We start from the raw sequence: 14,035 nt of genomic DNA on the forward strand, positions 1-14,035 counted from the left end.
CCGCGGATTTCAGGCCCTCTTCGGGGTGCATGTTGCCGGCACGTCAGGCCTCCAGGACCACCGGGATGATCATGGGGCGGCGACGCAGCTTGCGGTTGACCCAGGTGCCAATGACCCTGCGCACCACTTGCTGCAACTGGTGGTTGGTGTGGTCGGCGTGGCTCAGCACGGCTTCCTCGAGGGCGGCATTGATCTTGGGAATGATCTCGTCGAACACGGAATCGTCCTCCGCCACGCCGCGGGCGTGGATCTCCGGGCCGGAGACGATCTTGCCCGTGGTGCGGTTGATGACCGTGATGACGGAAATGAAGCCCTCATCACCAAGGATGCGGCGGTCCTTGAGGTCCGCGTCCGTGATCTCCCCGACGCTGGAGCCGTCCACGTAGACGAAGCCCACTTCCACCTGGCCCACGATGTCTGCTTTGTGGTCCTTGAGGTCGATGACCGTGCCGTTGTCGCTGAGGATGATGCCCTCGGTGGGAACGCCGGATTCCTCGGCGATCCTGCCGTTGGCGATCAGGTGCCTGGTTTCGCCGTGCACGGGCATCGCGTTAAGCGGTTCCAGGATGTTGTAGCAGTAGAGCAATTCTCCGGCAGCAGCGTGGCCGGACACGTGGACCTTCGCTGTTCCCTTATGGATCACCGCTGCGCCGAGCTTCAAGAGTCCGTTGATGATGCGGAACACGGCATTCTCGTTGCCCGGAATCAAGCTGGAAGCAAGGATGACGGTATCGCCCTGCCCCACCACCACGCGGTGGTCTCCGTTGGCCATGCGGGACAACGCGGCCATCGGCTCGCCCTGGGAACCGGTGGACATCAGGACCACCCGGTTGTCCGGGAGGTCGTCAATGTTCTTGATGTCCACCAGGATGCCCGGCGGTACGTCCAGGTATCCGAGCTTGGCGGCAATCGCCATGTTCCGGACCATGGAGCGGCCCACGAAGGCGACGTTGCGGCCATGCTTGGCCGCGGCATCCAGGACTTGCTGGACACGGTGCACATGCGAAGAGAAGGACGCCACAATGATGCGCTTCTTCGCCTGGGCAAAGAGGTTGTCCAGCGTGGGACCGATCTCCTTCTCCGCCGTGGTGAAGCCGGGAACATCGGCGTTGGTGGAGTCGGCCATGAAAAGATCCACGCCTTCTTCGCCCAAGCGGGCAAAGTGCCGAAGGTCGGTGATCCGGCCATCGAGCGGCAACTGGTCCATCTTGAAGTCGCCGGTGTGGAGGACCGTTCCGCCCTCAGTACGGAGGAACACGGCCAGGGCATCGGGGATGGAGTGGTTGACGGCAACGAACTCGCACTCGAAGGGGCCGAACTGCTCAACCTGCCCTTCGGTCACGGTCAGCGTGTACGGCTTGATCCGATGTTCCTGCAGCTTGGCTTCCACCAGGGCAAGGGTGAGTTGGGAACCGATCAGCGGGATGTCTGCCTTGAGGCGCAGCAGGTACGGTACAGCACCGATGTGGTCCTCATGGCCGTGCGTCAGCACCACGCCCACGACGTCGTCCAATCTGTCCTCGATGTACGAGAAGTCAGGCAGGATCAGGTCCACTCCGGGCTGCGTCTCTTCCGGGAAGAGCACGCCGCAGTCCACAACCAGCAATTTGCCGTTGATCTCGAAGACCGCCATGTTGCGGCCGATCTCCCCCAGCCCACCGAGCGGAACAATCCGCAACGTGCCTTGCGGCAGCTTCGGCGGAGTAACCAGTCCAGGAAGGGCGGTTTGGGTCATATTCAGCTACTTTCCGGCGGAACCGTCCTAGACGTTGAAGTCCATTCCAGCTTCCGCCAAGTCCCCGCGGATGGTGTCGATCTCGGCCTGGTCCGGCTCCACGAGAGGCAAACGGACAACCGAGTTGGGCAGGACTCCCTGCCACTTGAGAATCTGCTTGGCGGCTACTGCGCCCTGGACCCGGGTCATGGTTGCGCGAACCACGGGCTCCAATTCAAAGTTGATGGCCCTTGCCGTGGCGAGGTCGTTCGCGTTGACCGCGTCGATCAGCTCGCGGAAGCGGCGCGTCGCCACGTGCGTGGTGACCCCCACCAGGCCTGCGGCACCGAGCGCCATCCACTGCAGCGTCAGCCCGTCGTCCCCGGAGTAGAAGACGAGGTCGGTCTCGGCCATCACGCGGGTGGCGGCGGCGAAGTCGGCCTTGGCGTCCTTGACGGCCACGATGTTCTGGTGCTTGGCCAGGGCAATCATGGTCTCGGGAGCAATCTGGATGGAGGAGCGGCCGGGGATGTCGTAGAGCATCACCGGGAGGTCGGTGGCGGACGCAATGGTCTCGAAGTGCGCGCGCACACCGGACTGGCTTGGCTTGTTGTAGTAGGGGGTGACGATCAGGAGGCCGTCGACGCCTACCTCAGCGGCACGCTGGGAGAGGTGGACGGAGTGTGCGGTGTCGTTGGTGCCGGTGCCGGCAATGATCGCTGCCTTGCCGCCGACTGCGTCCTTGACGGCGCGGAACATGCCGATGTTTTCATCGTCAGTGAGGGTGGACGTCTCACCGGTGGTACCGGTAACTACAAGGCCATCGCAGCCATCTGCCACGAGCTTTTCTGCCAGCGCCGCGGCTTGGTCGTAGTCGACCTTGCCGTCCTCGGTGAACGGGGTGACCATGGCGGTCAGCAGGGTACCAAGAGCGGGAATGTGGGCGCGGGAGTCAGACATAGGAAAAACGTTACCCTGTCCCGCGCGGGTTATGGGAATACGGTCCGCGTGATGGTCGTCATGGGGTAGAGGCCGGGCGGACGGTCCGATGCCTCGGCTCCTCGGCACAATAGTGCGCGACAGCCCGCTCCTTAAGCTGTTCGGCCCACGCCACGAGCCGCTGCGATGCCCGTACATACTCAAAGAGCTCCAGCGGGGTGAGGGCTTCAAGGTCTGTTTCAGCAAGGCGCCGGGCCAATTCCGCCCCGGGAGCCTGCTCCCCCAGCACCACACCCTCGCGACGCCACTGGACATCCTCGGGCGCCTCCCCCGCAACAAGTTGCCTGAACAGGAAGTCCACCACACCGGGGCTCATCGCCTTCATGGGACCAGCCAGGCCATCCGCGGGTTCGGAAGCATTGTTCATGAAGCCATATTATTCGAACATATCTTCGAAAAACAAGGGCAGGCATCCGCCAAAGACCATCCCACTGCCGGCACAGCGCCTTCACAGCAGCCCATGAGACGATCACTTCATGACGTGGCGAGAGACGGCTCCATCCCGGGAATCTCCCGGCGGCAGCACGCTCGCCACACGCCTCACCGGGATCGACGCCGCACGGGGCGCGGCACTCCTGGGCATGATGGCAACCCATCTGGTACCAACCTTTGGGCCGGCACCGGAGTGGGCACCCACCTGGGTTGGCCTGACGTTTTCCGGGCGCTCTTCGGCCTTGTTCGCCGTCCTCGCGGGCATTGGCCTGGCGCTCTCAACCGGCAAACAGGAGCCCCGGCAGGGTTCCGGACTGTGGGCTGCGCGGCGCGGCGTCGCCTTGCGGGCCTTGGTGATTGCCGTCGTCGGGCTGATGCTCGGTGGCCTCGACGTCAACATCGCCATCATCCTGGTCCACTACGCCGTGTTGTTCCTCTGCGTCCTGCCGTTCCTGGGCCTTCGGCTCAAGGCCCTGTGTGCCTGGGCCGCCGGCTGGGTACTGGCCGCGCCGGTCCTGGCCTATCTGGTCCGCCCGCTGCTCCTGGAGGCCAACCCACCCCTGCAGTTGGGCCATAACCCTGGCACCGATGACCTCGAAACGCCCGGCAAGCTCCTCGCGGATCTCTTCTTCACCGGCTATTACCCGGTGTTCCAGTGGATGGCGTACCTGCTGATCGGGCTGGTCATCGGCCGCCTCGCCCTCACAACCGTTCGCGTCCAGTGGCTGCTGGTGGGGGCGGGCACGGCAGCGGCAGTGGCAGCAAAACTCGCGGGAACAGCAGCCATGGAATCGTGGGGCGGCCGCGCTGCGTTGGAAGCGCTCCCGCAAACCCGCGGCTATCCCTTGGAGAGCATGCTCCAGGTCAACCTCACCGGGCTCCAGCAAACCGGTTCCTGGTGGTGGCTTGCCACAGCGTCGCCGCATGCGGGAACCACGTTGGACCTGCTGCACACCAGCGGCGTTGCCGCAGCCGTCACCGGCGTGTTCCTTCTCCTCGGCAGGGTGGCCCAGCGTCTCAAGGTCAACTTCCTTGTGGTCCTCAGCGGCCCTGGAGCCATGACCCTGACCCTGTACACAGCCCACGTCTGGGTTGTTTCGGGTTTTGCCGGCAACCCGCTGCCGGCAGGCTGGACGGACGAAGGCATGTACTGGGCACAAGCCTTGGCCGCAGTATCCATTGGCGCTTGTTTTGCCTTGCTGCGGCGTCGCGGCCCCCTTGAATGGCTCGCCCACCAGGCGTCCCGGCTGGGCAGCTACCGCCCCGCAGCGGTGGGCTGAGAGCGGAACAGCTTAACGGCGTCGCGCATGGAGGCGCGGGCGCGTTTCCGGTCTCCCGAGGCGTCGTACGCGCAGCTAAGCCGGAACCAGGAGCGCCAGTCCTCGGGAGCCGCCTCGGCTTCGGCCTTGTACTTTTCGAACTCGGCGTCGGCTGCGGCGCGGACGATCCGTCCGCCGGGAGTCCGCGGCAGGTTGTCGACCGGAAGGCCGCCTTCGGATTCAAGGACTTTGGCCATTTGCTCAGTGCGGGCACCAAACAGCAGTTCCCGGATCAGCGCCCACGCACCGATAACGGGCAACACCAGGTACGCGGCGCCGATTCCCTTGGCAACGAGGCTGGGATCGCCCAGTAACAGCAGAGACCGCTGCAGGGAAACCACCAGGTACAGCACCAGGAGCAACGTGATCGCCCCGACCCAGATCTTGGTGCGGTTCTTCTTCAATGCCTGCCACAAACTGCCCATGGTGCTAAAGCCCCAGGTCAAGGTAACCGTCCAGCCCCACGGTGAGGCCGGGGTGCGCGGCAACTTTCCGCAGCCCCAGCAGCACGCCGGGCATGAACGACGCCCGGTCGAAGGAGTCGTGGCGAAGCGTCAGCTGTTCACCCGGACCGCCGAAAAGCACCTCCTGGTGCGCCACCAGGCCGCGAAGGCGGACGCTGTGCACGCGCACTCCTTCCACGTCGCAGCCCCGCGCACCATCCAGTTCGGATTCCGTGGCGTCAGGGCTGGCCGGGACGCCTGCCTCCTGGCGGGCTTCGGCAATCAGCTGGGCGGTGCGCACGGCAGTACCGGAAGGTGCATCCACCTTGTTCGGGTGGTGCAGTTCAATGATTTCGACGGATTCGAAGTACTGCGACGCCTTGGCGGCAAAGGCCGACGCCAAGACGGACCCCAAAGCAAAGTTGGGAGCGATCAGGACACCCGTACCGGGCTTCTGTTCCAGCAGTTCACCCAGCGATGCCAGCCGCTGGGCGTCCCAGCCGGTGGTCCCCACAACGGCGTGGATGCCGTGCTCAACGGCGAAGCGGACGTTGGCCTCGGTGGTATCCGGAACCGTCAGGTCAACCACGTACTGCGCACCTGCCTCGAGCAGCGTCTCCAGGGAATCACCTCGGCCGAGGGCAGCCACCAACGTCATATCCTCGGCGGCCTCGACTGCCTTCACGGCCTCGATTCCCATGCGCCCGTTGGCGCCCAGCACTGCTACGGCAAGTTGTTCGGTCATGCCCTTAAGCCTACCGTCGGGTCGGGCAGGCCCCGGAACCGTTACTCCCCGGCGCCCACCCATTCGACGGTGCCGTCGGTGAAAAATTGTTCCTTCCAGATGGGAACCTGCGCTTTGATCCGGTCCACGAGTTCGGAGCAGACCGCGAAGGCCTGTCCGCGGTGGGCGGCGGCCACCGCGCACACCAGTGCGGGATCCCCCACTTCCAACGTGCCGATCCGGTGGGCTGCCCAGATGCGCACCGGCTGCGAGGCTTCCCCGGCATGTTCGGCCACCAGCTGTGCCACCACCTCGGTCATGGTGCGGTGCGCAGTGGGATGGGCGCTGTAACTCAACCGGTCCACGGCCTTGCCGGCGTCGTGGTTGCGCACCGCGCCGCTGAAGCTCACCACCGCACCGGAGGTTTCCGATTCGACGGCGGCGATCGCCTGGTCAACGGAGATCGCCTCGGCACTGAGCACGGCGTTGACGACTTCGAAGTCTGTTTCAGTGGGCATGGCTTCCTTCCAATTGTTCGCAAAGATGTCCGATCAGCGGATCGAGCACGGCCAGGCCGTCCATGACACCCTTCGGGGAGCCCGGAAGGTTGATGATGAACGTCTGTCCGGCGGCCCCGGCGTGGCCGCGGCTGAGCATCGCCATGGGCGTCTTGGCAGCACCCGCCCTGCGGATGCCCTCCATGATTCCCGGAATCTCCCGGTCAAGGAGCGGCAAGGTCATTTCCGGCGTCCGGTCATCCGGGCTGAGGCCCGTACCGCCGCTGGTGATCACGACGGCGGGTTGTTGGGTCAGCAGGGCCCGCAGGGCCGCGCCAACCGGCTCCCCATCAGGGACCACCATGGCGGGGAACGTCTCGAAACCGTGTTCCGCCAACCAGTCCAGGATGACGGGCCCGGTCTCGTCGCGGTAGATTCCTGCCGCCGCCCGCGTGGAGGCTATGACGACGCCGGCCTTCCGCGGACCGTGGGTGTTCGGCTCGCACGCACTCATTCAGCGGCACCTCCCGGCTCGGCCGGGACGCCCTGTCCGGTGATGGTCCAGTCGCCGCTCTTGCCGCCGCTCTTGGCCAGGACGTGGATGTCCGTCAGGACGGCGTGCTTGTCCACGGCCTTGATCATGTCGTAAACGCTCAGGGCCGCCACGGACGCGGCGGTCAGCGCTTCCATTTCCACGCCGGTCACCCCACGCGTCTTGACCGTCGCCACGACGGTTACCGATGCGCGGTCCAGCTCAAAGTCGATGGTGACCTTGGAAATCGGCAGGGGATGGCAAAGCGGGATCAGTTCCGGAGTCTTTTTCGCCGCCATGATTCCGGCCACGCGGGCTACGGCCAGCGCATCACCCTTGGGAAGGCCGCCGGAGCCCAGCAAGGCAAGCACCTCCGGGGTGCTCCGGACGGTCGCCGTGGCTGTGGCTTCGCGGGTGGTGACTGCTTTGTGGGAGACGTCCACCATCTGGGCCGTCCCGTCCTGCCGGAGATGCGTCAGCTCGCCCGGCTCATTGGAAAGGTGGTTCACAGTACCCATACTTCCACTTCGGCCCCTTCGGGCAGTTCCGTGACGTTCGCCGGGATCTGTACCAGGGCGTTGGAGCGGGCCAACGCATGGACCAAGTGCGAGCCCGCCCCGCCCTCCATGCGGAATACACCGTTGGAGAGCCTGCCGCGCCGCACCTGGTGCTTGCCGTCCGGCGACGTCAGGCCCGCCGCGAGGCGGGCCTGTTGGACCGGTCGGGGCGCCGGGGTTCCCAGCACCTGGGACAGTGCCGGGCGCAGGAACATTTCAAACGAGACGAGGCAACTGACCGGATTGCCCGGGAAGCCCAGGAACGGAACGCCCTGGAAGCGGCCAATGCCTTGTGGGCCGCCGGGTTGCATGGCAACCGGCACGAAGTCGACGTCTTCAGCAGCCAGTGCTTGGCGGACCACCTCGTAGGCCCCCTTGCTGACGCCACCAGTGGTGACCATCAGGTCTACCTGGGCGGCATGCCCGCGAAGGACCGCAAGGAGCGATTCCGGATGGTCGTCCGAGATTCCCGTCCGAACCACCTCGAGGCCGGCCTGCCGCATGGAGGCTTCCAGCAACGTGCCGTTGGAATCGAAGATCTTTCCCGCAGTGAGGGACTGTCCAGGTTCAACCACTTCGTCGCCCGTAGTCACCAGGAGGACGCGGACGGGCCGGCGCACTTCCACCGTGGTCAGTCCGAACGCCGCGAGCAATCCCAGTTGGGCAGGGCCCAGCTGGGTACCGGCTGCCAGGGCGAGTTGGCCCTCGGCTATGTCGCTGCCCACGTTCCTGACGAACGTGCCGGGGTCGGTGGCCGGAAGCCGGACCTCGGCGTCGGCACCCGGCGCAGGGAAGGTGTCCGGGACGGCCTTCTCGATGGGCACGACCGCATCGGCACCCTCCGGGATCATGGCGCCGGTCATGATGGGCACGGCAAAGCCTGGCCGCAGCGCTTCGGGGGCCGCGCCTGCCGGGATCGGAGCTGCCACTTTCAGCACCGCACCACCATCGGCAAGATCAGAGGTCCGGACGGCAAAACCATCCATCTGGGAGTTGTCGAAGGGCGGCAGGGAGCACGGGGCGTGGAGGTCGACGGCGAGCGCCCGGCCCAGTGCCTCCAGCAACGGCACGTGATCGCTGCCCTGGTTCTGTACAGCAGCGCTGTCCGAGGGCTGCGTCGTGTCCACCAACCGGGCAGTGAGCAGCTCCACCACGGCGGCACGGTGGTCTGCAACAGATCTGGGCACGGAGGTCCTCCTGTGGTTGCGCAGTCTTCAAGCTTGGGATCCGGAGTTGTCCGGCCCTACCCAGAGTAGGGCCTCAAGCCACCTTCAGGTTGATCGTGTGGTAGCCGGTGGCTCCGTCGGGGGCCACGGGGGCCCGGTTTTCGCTTTGGGGCTGCCCGGTCAGGTCGGTGGCCCGGACCTGGACCTCGTAGTCTCCGGGAGCCAGGTCGATTCCCAGTTGCCACTGGTACCACGTGTCGTTGGAGATGCCCGCTGCGAGCGTTGCCTGTTGCCAGGCTCCCCTGTTGACGCGCAGTTCCACGCGGCTGATCCCGCGATGTTGTGCCCACGCTACGCCGCCAAACCGGACTGTTCCGGCCTTGGCCGTCCGGCCGCTGCGGGGTACGTCGATCCGTGATTGCGTCTTGATGGGTCCGTGGTCGCTCCACCCCCGCGTGGACCAGTATGCGGTGTCGTCGGCGAAGCGGGTCACTTTGAGTTCCGTGAGCCACTTGGTCGCCGAGACGAATCCGTAGAGTCCCGGCACGATCATGCGGACGGGGAAGCCGTGCTCCAAGGGCAGCGGCTCGCCGTTCATGCCGACGGCCAACAAGGCGTCCCGGTCATCGGTGAGGACCTCGAGCGGCGTGCTCGCGGTCCATCCATCATTGCTCGTGGAGAGCACCATGTCCGCTCCGGGTTGGGGGCCCGCCATGGCCAGGAGTTCACGGACCGGCCAGCCGAGCCACAGTGCGTTGCCGATCAACTCTCCCCCCACCTCGTTGGAGACGCACGCGATGGTGATGTGCCGGGCCGTCATGGGTTTGGTGAGCAGCGTGGCGAAGTCGATGTCGACTTCCCGCTCCACCATTCCCGTCACTTTCAGCTTCCAGGACGGTGGATCAATGGCCGGGACGGTCAAGGCAGTGTCGATCCGGTAGAAATCCTCGTTGGACGTAACCAAGGGGCTGATGCCGTCAACGGCCAAGGAGGCTCCAGCGGGGACCGGCTGCGGTGCGGTCACGGCGGACGGCAGCGTCAGCGAGCCACGGAAGCCCGAAGCGACCGCGGTGGCCCGGGTGAGGACCACTGTGACGACGCCCGCCACGGCAGCGGCTATGGAGGTCACGGCCATGGCATTGAGGAAGCTGCGGCGCGCCAGCGGTCCAGGCTCTCCGGCAGGCTCCTTCCGGTCCTCCGGCGGCGCCCATTCCAGCAGCCGCCGCACGAGCGTCCGGAGCAACACCATGGTCACCACGGCGGCAACGATCGGGGCAAACCCGGCTTGCGGAGTGGATTGGGCCCGCGTCAGGACGGCCGTGAGCCCGGCGATGCCCGCCAGGCCCGCCAAGGCCAGTCCCAGGCCCTTCCGACGGCGTTCCAGCACGCCTGCCACCGCGGCAAGGACCGCAGCCACGAGCACAATCGAGGCGACCAGCACGATTTTGTCCGCCGTTCCGAAGAGCTGGATCACCACGTCCTTCACTCCCGGGGGAACGGCGTCGATCACCGCGCCGCCCAGGGCAGTGACCGGCGAGACCAACGGACTCAGCAAGCCTGCAGTGAGCTCCCCTGCGGCAATCCCGGCGGCACCGGCAACAACTCCTGCCCCGGCGGCCCACCTTCCGGCCCTTCTTCTCATGCAGTCCCTCCCTGGACGTTGTTCGCCACAGTACCTCCGCCAGCCGGCAGTGAGAGTGCGAAGCGGCAACCGCCGTCGACGTTTTCCACGCTGACCCTTCCACCGTGGGCTTTCACGATCCCTGCCACCATGCTCAAACCGATCCCGGCCCCGCTGTAACTCCCCTGCAGTCCGGCTGCGCTCCCCCGGGCGGGGTCCTTCTGCCAACCGGTCTCGAACAGATGTGGCAGGTCTTCGGCCGGGATTCCCCCACAACGGTCCTGCACGGCGACCACCGCGTGGCCGTCGTCCCGACCCACGGTCACATGCACGTCCGTATGAGGCTTGCTGTAGATGATGGCGTTCAGCAGGACGTTCCGGAGCGCCCTTGCCACGCTCGGACCGTCAGCGACTGCCATGCATTCCCGGTCGCCACCGCCGTCCAGCGTTATGCCGCGTTTCGCCGCCAAAGGAGCCACATCGGACAAGGCATCGCTCACGAGGTCGTAGAGGTCCAGGGGTTCGGCACGCAACTGGAGCGAGCCGGCCTGGATTTTCGACAACTCGAGGAGGTCGTTGACCATGGCAGTCATCTGCTCGGTTTGGCCAATGATCTTCCGGTAGTAGGCCGAAACGTCCGAGGCCATGCCGTCCTCCAGAGCTTCGGTCATGGCGCGCATGCTGGCGAGCGGGGTCCGCAGGTCGTGGGAAATCCAGGAGACCAGCTCCCGGCGGGCGGTCTCGATCGCTGCTTCGCGTTCCCGGGACTCCGCCAGGCGCCTGCTGCTGGCCTCCAATTCCTGCGCGAGCCCGGCCAGCTCGGACGTCATGGCCGGGGCGGCCTTCTGCTGGTTGTCCGCGGTCTCCAGGGTTTCCCCGCGGCCCAGCCTGCGGGCGGCGTCCACCAACCGGGCCGCGTTCCGCGAAACTCCGGCACCCAGCATGAGGGACAACGACACCGCGACCACCGAGGCCATGGCAAGGATGTACCACATGACTTCGAGGTCCCTGGCGGAGATGAACATGGCATTGAAGGCGCTGACCATCCCCGCCACGAGCACGGCGACGGTAGCCACCACCACCAGGCAAATCTGAACCAGGACCGAGGCCCGCCGCAGGGCGCGGAGCAGGAACAGGGTGGCCGTCCCGATCACCACCGCCCAGAGAAGCACCCATGCGAGGATGGTGGCCAGGTCATTGCCCTGCAAGGCCGTCTCCTGAATCGAACCGGTAGCCGACGCCCCACACCGTCTTGAGCAGTTCGGGTTTGGTGGGATTGTCCTCGATCTTTTCCCGGAGCCGGCGCACATGGACCGTCACCGTGGAGAGGTCCCCGAAGTCCCAGCCCCACACGGCTTTGATGAGCTCCTCGCGGCTGAAGACCTGGTTGGGCCTCCGGAGCAGGAACGCCAGCAGGTCGAATTCCCGCACTGTCAACGTCAAGGCTGTCCCGTGGTGGGTGACAGTTCGGGATGCCGGGTCCAGGACGAACCCGGCCAACTCCACGGTAGGTTCGGGCGCGTACTCCTTGACGCTTCGGCGAAGCACTGATTTCACGCGGAGCACGAGCTCCCGCGGCGAAAACGGCTTGGTCACGTAGTCGTCCGCCCCCATTTCCAGGCCCAGGATCCGGTCGTCTTCAGTGCCGAGCGCCGTCACCATGATGACGGGCACGCTCATGCTCAAGCGCAGCCGGCGGCAAACTTCCACGCCGTCAAGTCCGGGCAGCATCCGGTCGAGGATGACCAGGTCCGGCTGCCGGCCCGCTGCAAGTTTGAGGGCAGTGAAGCCGTCCCCGGCGATATCCACCTGGAAGCCCGCTTTCAGGAGATAGTCACGGACCACTCCGGCGATGGTCTCTTCGTCCTCCACCAGGAGGATGCGGCGGTTTCCGGTTTCCGTCGCTGGTGCTGCCGATTGCGTGCTCACGCTTTCAGCATAGGTTCGCTGCCGGGGCGCGGCACCCGAATCCGGGCCGGCGACAGCAAGCGTACGGATTCCGTAAGAACTGGCAGTTCCAGCCGGATATGACTGCCTGCGCAGGTCCAATGCGTGGACTGCGAAGTGGCCGGTGTCACGGATCACGTCCGCTTGACGTAGCCTTGATATATGAGTGTTCAGCTGGGGATGCCGCCGCTTCCCGGAGGGAACGGCGCGGGTCCGGTACCGCCGCCGCGTCCGGCCGGCACGCCTGCAGGGCTCTGGGACCGCTACGGCCGCCGTGCCACGGACATGCGGCTGTCCCTGACCGACAAATGCAACCTGAGGTGCACCTACTGCATGCCCGCCGAGGGCCTGGAGTGGCTCTCCAAGCAGGCCGTCATGACCAAGGATGAGATCGTCCGCATTGTCCGCGTGGGCGTGAGTGCCTTGGGCGTGCGGGAACTGCGGCTCACGGGCGGCGAACCGCTGGTCCGGGCGGACCTTGCAGAGATCATCACGGCCTTGCGCAGCGAGCATCCGGACCTGCCCATCTCGATGACCACCAACGGGGTTGGGCTGGACAAGAAGGCCAAGGCCCTGAAATCCGCAGGCCTGACCCGCATCAATGTCTCCCTCGATTCCCTGCACGAGGAAACCTTCACCAAACTGACGCGCCGGCCTTTCCTGGACCGTGTCCTGGCCGGCGTGGATGCCGCCTGGGCAGCGGGCCTGGGACCGGTGAAGCTGAACGCCGTGCTGATGCGGGGAATCAACGACGCCGAATCCCCTGACCTGCTCGCCTGGGCGTTGGACCGCGGCTACGAACTGCGCTTCATCGAGCAAATGCCGTTGGACGCCGACCACGGCTGGACCCGGCGCAACATGATTACCGCGGCCGAGATCCGCGGGTTGATGTCCGAGCGCTTCGTGCTCAGTGCCGATCCCCGCGAACGCGACGGCGCGCCTGCCGAACGTTTTGAAGTACGACGCCGTGAGGCGGCTTCCGGTGAAGCCACCGGACCGGTATTGGGCACCGTAGGTATCATCGCCTCTGTCACGGAACCCTTCTGCGCCGACTGCCGGCGCACCCGCATCACCGCCGAAGGCAAGATCATGAGCTGCCTCTTCTCCCACGAAGAATTCGACCTGCTGGGCCTTCTTCGCCAGGGCGCCACGGACCAACAGCTCGCCGAACGTTGGCAGGATGCCATGTGGATCAAGCCCAAGGCCCACGGCATGGACCACACCGGCCTGGGTGCACCCGACTTCGTGCAGCCGGACCGCAGCATGAGTGCAATCGGAGGCTGAACCCTTGCTCGTCCGTTACTTCGCAGCCGCACGCGCGGCAGCGGGACTCGAAGAAGAAGTACACCAACTGCCGGAAGGCAGCAGCCTGGAGACACTGCTGGAAGCGGCACTCGCCGTCGAACGTCCGGAGCCGCCGGAAGGCACTCCGTCATTGTCCCGGGTGGTTGCGCGCAGCAGCTTCCTGCGCAACGAAGTGGCTGTCCGTGACCATTCGGCGCCGCTGGGCGCCGACGACGTCATCGATGTCCTGCCTCCCTTTGCAGGCGGCTAAGGATCAGTCCCTCCGGAAGACGCTTTTCAACAACGGCCTGAATGCCGGCCTGCCCTCCCCTCGCTTCGCTTCCAGCCGGAGCTCCGCGGTGTGCACCAGGACATCGTCCTCGATGCGGAACGTGTGGCGCGCGACGCCGTCGTCCGTCCTGCGTTCCAGGGTCAACACGCCCGCCGACCACAGTCCCCGGACGGGAGCGGCAGGCGGACGTCCCATACTGTCCACGTAATACCACAGCGTGCCGCCGTGCCCAGGGTCCACGGTAAACATGCCGTGCCCCTCCAGATGGCCGCCATCGGGTTCACGATGGCGGTAGCTCTGCACCACTGCATGCCCACCGGCCGCCACGGTGAAAACGACTTCGGCTTCCGCAGTGCGTGCCGGACCCCACGGAGAAGACGCAATCTCGGTCAGTCCACGCCAATGCCCGATGAACGGGCGCAGCAGCTCAGCAGCGCGTCCGGCGTCCGGATGGTCCCGGGGTGGCTGGCCCATGGCGACTCCAACGTTCGGCCTTAAAGGACAAGGC

16 protein-coding genes are annotated in these 14,035 nt (G+C 65.8%); 3 read left to right on the plus strand and 13 right to left on the minus strand.

The window, feature by feature from the left end:
* Positions 1-43: 43 nt before the first annotated feature.
* The 3 genes from ACIQT2_RS04180 to ACIQT2_RS04190 are packed head-to-tail and all read right to left on the minus strand — an operon-like array spanning position 44 to position 3,080.
* Positions 44-1,735: a ribonuclease J gene (locus ACIQT2_RS04180; protein WP_397324015.1), complete on the minus strand. Its 1,692-nt coding sequence runs from the start codon at positions 1,733-1,735 to the stop codon at positions 44-46.
* A gap of 27 nt (positions 1,736-1,762) precedes the next feature.
* Positions 1,763-2,674, minus strand: a complete 912-nt coding sequence (gene dapA / locus ACIQT2_RS04185) for a 4-hydroxy-tetrahydrodipicolinate synthase (protein ID WP_402943863.1) — start codon at positions 2,672-2,674, stop codon at positions 1,763-1,765.
* 58 nt (positions 2,675-2,732) lie between these two features.
* Positions 2,733-3,080, minus strand: a complete 348-nt coding sequence (locus ACIQT2_RS04190; RefSeq protein ID WP_402943865.1) for a hypothetical protein — start codon at positions 3,078-3,080, stop codon at positions 2,733-2,735.
* Between the two features lie 109 nt (positions 3,081-3,189).
* Here ACIQT2_RS04190 and ACIQT2_RS04195 point away from each other — a divergent pair, with 109 nt between their 5' ends.
* Complete coding sequence (locus ACIQT2_RS04195; RefSeq protein ID WP_402943867.1) at positions 3,190-4,425, plus strand: heparan-alpha-glucosaminide N-acetyltransferase domain-containing protein; 1,236 nt, start codon at positions 3,190-3,192, stop codon at positions 4,423-4,425.
* Here ACIQT2_RS04195 and ACIQT2_RS04200 read toward each other — a convergent pair.
* The 9 genes from ACIQT2_RS04200 to ACIQT2_RS04240 all read right to left on the minus strand — a co-directional run bounded on the left by ACIQT2_RS04200 (position 4,401) and on the right by ACIQT2_RS04240 (position 11,933).
* Positions 4,401-4,889, minus strand: a complete 489-nt coding sequence (locus ACIQT2_RS04200; protein WP_400331487.1) for a hypothetical protein — start codon at positions 4,887-4,889, stop codon at positions 4,401-4,403. The two genes, ACIQT2_RS04195 and ACIQT2_RS04200, sit on opposite strands and share 25 nt — an antisense overlap.
* A gap of 4 nt (positions 4,890-4,893) precedes the next feature.
* Complete coding sequence (gene dapB, locus ACIQT2_RS04205) at positions 4,894-5,652, minus strand: 4-hydroxy-tetrahydrodipicolinate reductase (protein WP_402943869.1); 759 nt, start codon at positions 5,650-5,652, stop codon at positions 4,894-4,896.
* Positions 5,653-5,693: 41 nt separating this feature from the next.
* The gene (locus ACIQT2_RS04210; RefSeq protein ID WP_402943872.1) at positions 5,694-6,149 is read right to left on the minus strand and encodes a molybdenum cofactor biosynthesis protein MoaE; all 456 of its coding nucleotides are present in this window, start codon (positions 6,147-6,149) and stop codon (positions 5,694-5,696) included.
* Positions 6,139-6,642, minus strand: a complete 504-nt coding sequence (locus ACIQT2_RS04215; RefSeq protein WP_402943875.1) for a MogA/MoaB family molybdenum cofactor biosynthesis protein — start codon at positions 6,640-6,642, stop codon at positions 6,139-6,141. Before ACIQT2_RS04215 ends, ACIQT2_RS04210 begins: the two co-directional genes overlap by 11 nt.
* Entirely contained in the window at positions 6,639-7,178 is a 540-nt protein-coding gene (moaC, locus tag ACIQT2_RS04220; protein ID WP_400331476.1) for a cyclic pyranopterin monophosphate synthase MoaC, read from the minus strand. The genes ACIQT2_RS04215 and moaC overlap by 4 nt, the downstream gene beginning before the upstream one ends.
* Entirely contained in the window at positions 7,166-8,404 is a 1,239-nt protein-coding gene (gene glp, locus ACIQT2_RS04225) for a gephyrin-like molybdotransferase Glp (protein WP_402943879.1), read from the minus strand. Before glp ends, moaC begins: the two co-directional genes overlap by 13 nt.
* A gap of 73 nt (positions 8,405-8,477) precedes the next feature.
* Complete coding sequence (locus ACIQT2_RS04230) at positions 8,478-10,025, minus strand: molybdopterin-dependent oxidoreductase (RefSeq protein WP_402943882.1); 1,548 nt, start codon at positions 10,023-10,025, stop codon at positions 8,478-8,480.
* The gene (locus ACIQT2_RS04235; RefSeq protein WP_402943885.1) at positions 10,022-11,212 is read right to left on the minus strand and encodes a sensor histidine kinase; all 1,191 of its coding nucleotides are present in this window, start codon (positions 11,210-11,212) and stop codon (positions 10,022-10,024) included. The genes ACIQT2_RS04230 and ACIQT2_RS04235 overlap by 4 nt, the downstream gene beginning before the upstream one ends.
* A complete protein-coding gene (locus tag ACIQT2_RS04240) occupies positions 11,199-11,933 on the minus strand; it encodes a response regulator transcription factor (protein ID WP_400331466.1) in 735 nt (244 codons plus the stop codon). Before ACIQT2_RS04240 ends, ACIQT2_RS04235 begins: the two co-directional genes overlap by 14 nt.
* Before the next feature lie 180 nt (positions 11,934-12,113).
* Here ACIQT2_RS04240 and moaA point away from each other — a divergent pair, with 180 nt between their 5' ends.
* Both moaA and ACIQT2_RS04250 read left to right on the plus strand, forming a co-directional pair.
* Positions 12,114-13,235, plus strand: coding sequence for a GTP 3',8-cyclase MoaA (gene moaA / locus ACIQT2_RS04245; RefSeq protein WP_402943887.1), 1,122 nt, complete (start codon positions 12,114-12,116; stop codon positions 13,233-13,235).
* A gap of 4 nt (positions 13,236-13,239) precedes the next feature.
* Positions 13,240-13,506: a MoaD/ThiS family protein gene (locus ACIQT2_RS04250; protein ID WP_402943890.1), complete on the plus strand. Its 267-nt coding sequence runs from the start codon at positions 13,240-13,242 to the stop codon at positions 13,504-13,506.
* A gap of 3 nt (positions 13,507-13,509) precedes the next feature.
* Here ACIQT2_RS04250 and ACIQT2_RS04255 read toward each other — a convergent pair whose 3' ends face one another.
* Positions 13,510-14,001 (minus strand): DUF1579 domain-containing protein, encoded by a 492-nt coding sequence (locus ACIQT2_RS04255; protein WP_400331458.1) that lies wholly within the window; start codon positions 13,999-14,001, stop codon positions 13,510-13,512.
* Positions 14,002-14,035 lie beyond the last annotated feature (34 nt).

The organism is Paenarthrobacter sp. NPDC090522, from assembly GCF_044769225.1.
Classification (GTDB): Bacteria; Actinomycetota; Actinomycetes; order Actinomycetales; family Micrococcaceae; genus Arthrobacter.

Coding starts and splice junctions, on each gene's coding strand:
- ACIQT2_RS04210 (WP_402943872.1), bottom strand. CDS start 6,149: ATGCCCACTGAAACAGACTTCGAAGTCGTCAACGCCGTGCTCAGTGCC.
- ACIQT2_RS04230 (WP_402943882.1), bottom strand. CDS start 10,025: ATGAGAAGAAGGGCCGGAAGGTGGGCCGCCGGGGCAGGAGTTGTTGCC.
- ACIQT2_RS04195 (WP_402943867.1), top strand. CDS start 3,190: ATGACGTGGCGAGAGACGGCTCCATCCCGGGAATCTCCCGGCGGCAGC.
- ACIQT2_RS04255 (WP_400331458.1), bottom strand. CDS start 14,001: ATGGGCCAGCCACCCCGGGACCATCCGGACGCCGGACGCGCTGCTGAG.
- ACIQT2_RS04200 (WP_400331487.1), bottom strand. CDS start 4,889: ATGGGCAGTTTGTGGCAGGCATTGAAGAAGAACCGCACCAAGATCTGG.
- ACIQT2_RS04180 (WP_397324015.1), bottom strand. CDS start 1,735: ATGACCCAAACCGCCCTTCCTGGACTGGTTACTCCGCCGAAGCTGCCG.
- ACIQT2_RS04215 (WP_402943875.1), bottom strand. CDS start 6,642: ATGAGTGCGTGCGAGCCGAACACCCACGGTCCGCGGAAGGCCGGCGTC.
- moaC (WP_400331476.1), bottom strand. CDS start 7,178: ATGGGTACTGTGAACCACCTTTCCAATGAGCCGGGCGAGCTGACGCAT.
- dapB (WP_402943869.1), bottom strand. CDS start 5,652: ATGACCGAACAACTTGCCGTAGCAGTGCTGGGCGCCAACGGGCGCATG.
- dapA (WP_402943863.1), bottom strand. CDS start 2,674: ATGTCTGACTCCCGCGCCCACATTCCCGCTCTTGGTACCCTGCTGACC.
- ACIQT2_RS04190 (WP_402943865.1), bottom strand. CDS start 3,080: ATGAACAATGCTTCCGAACCCGCGGATGGCCTGGCTGGTCCCATGAAG.
- moaA (WP_402943887.1), top strand. CDS start 12,114: ATGAGTGTTCAGCTGGGGATGCCGCCGCTTCCCGGAGGGAACGGCGCG.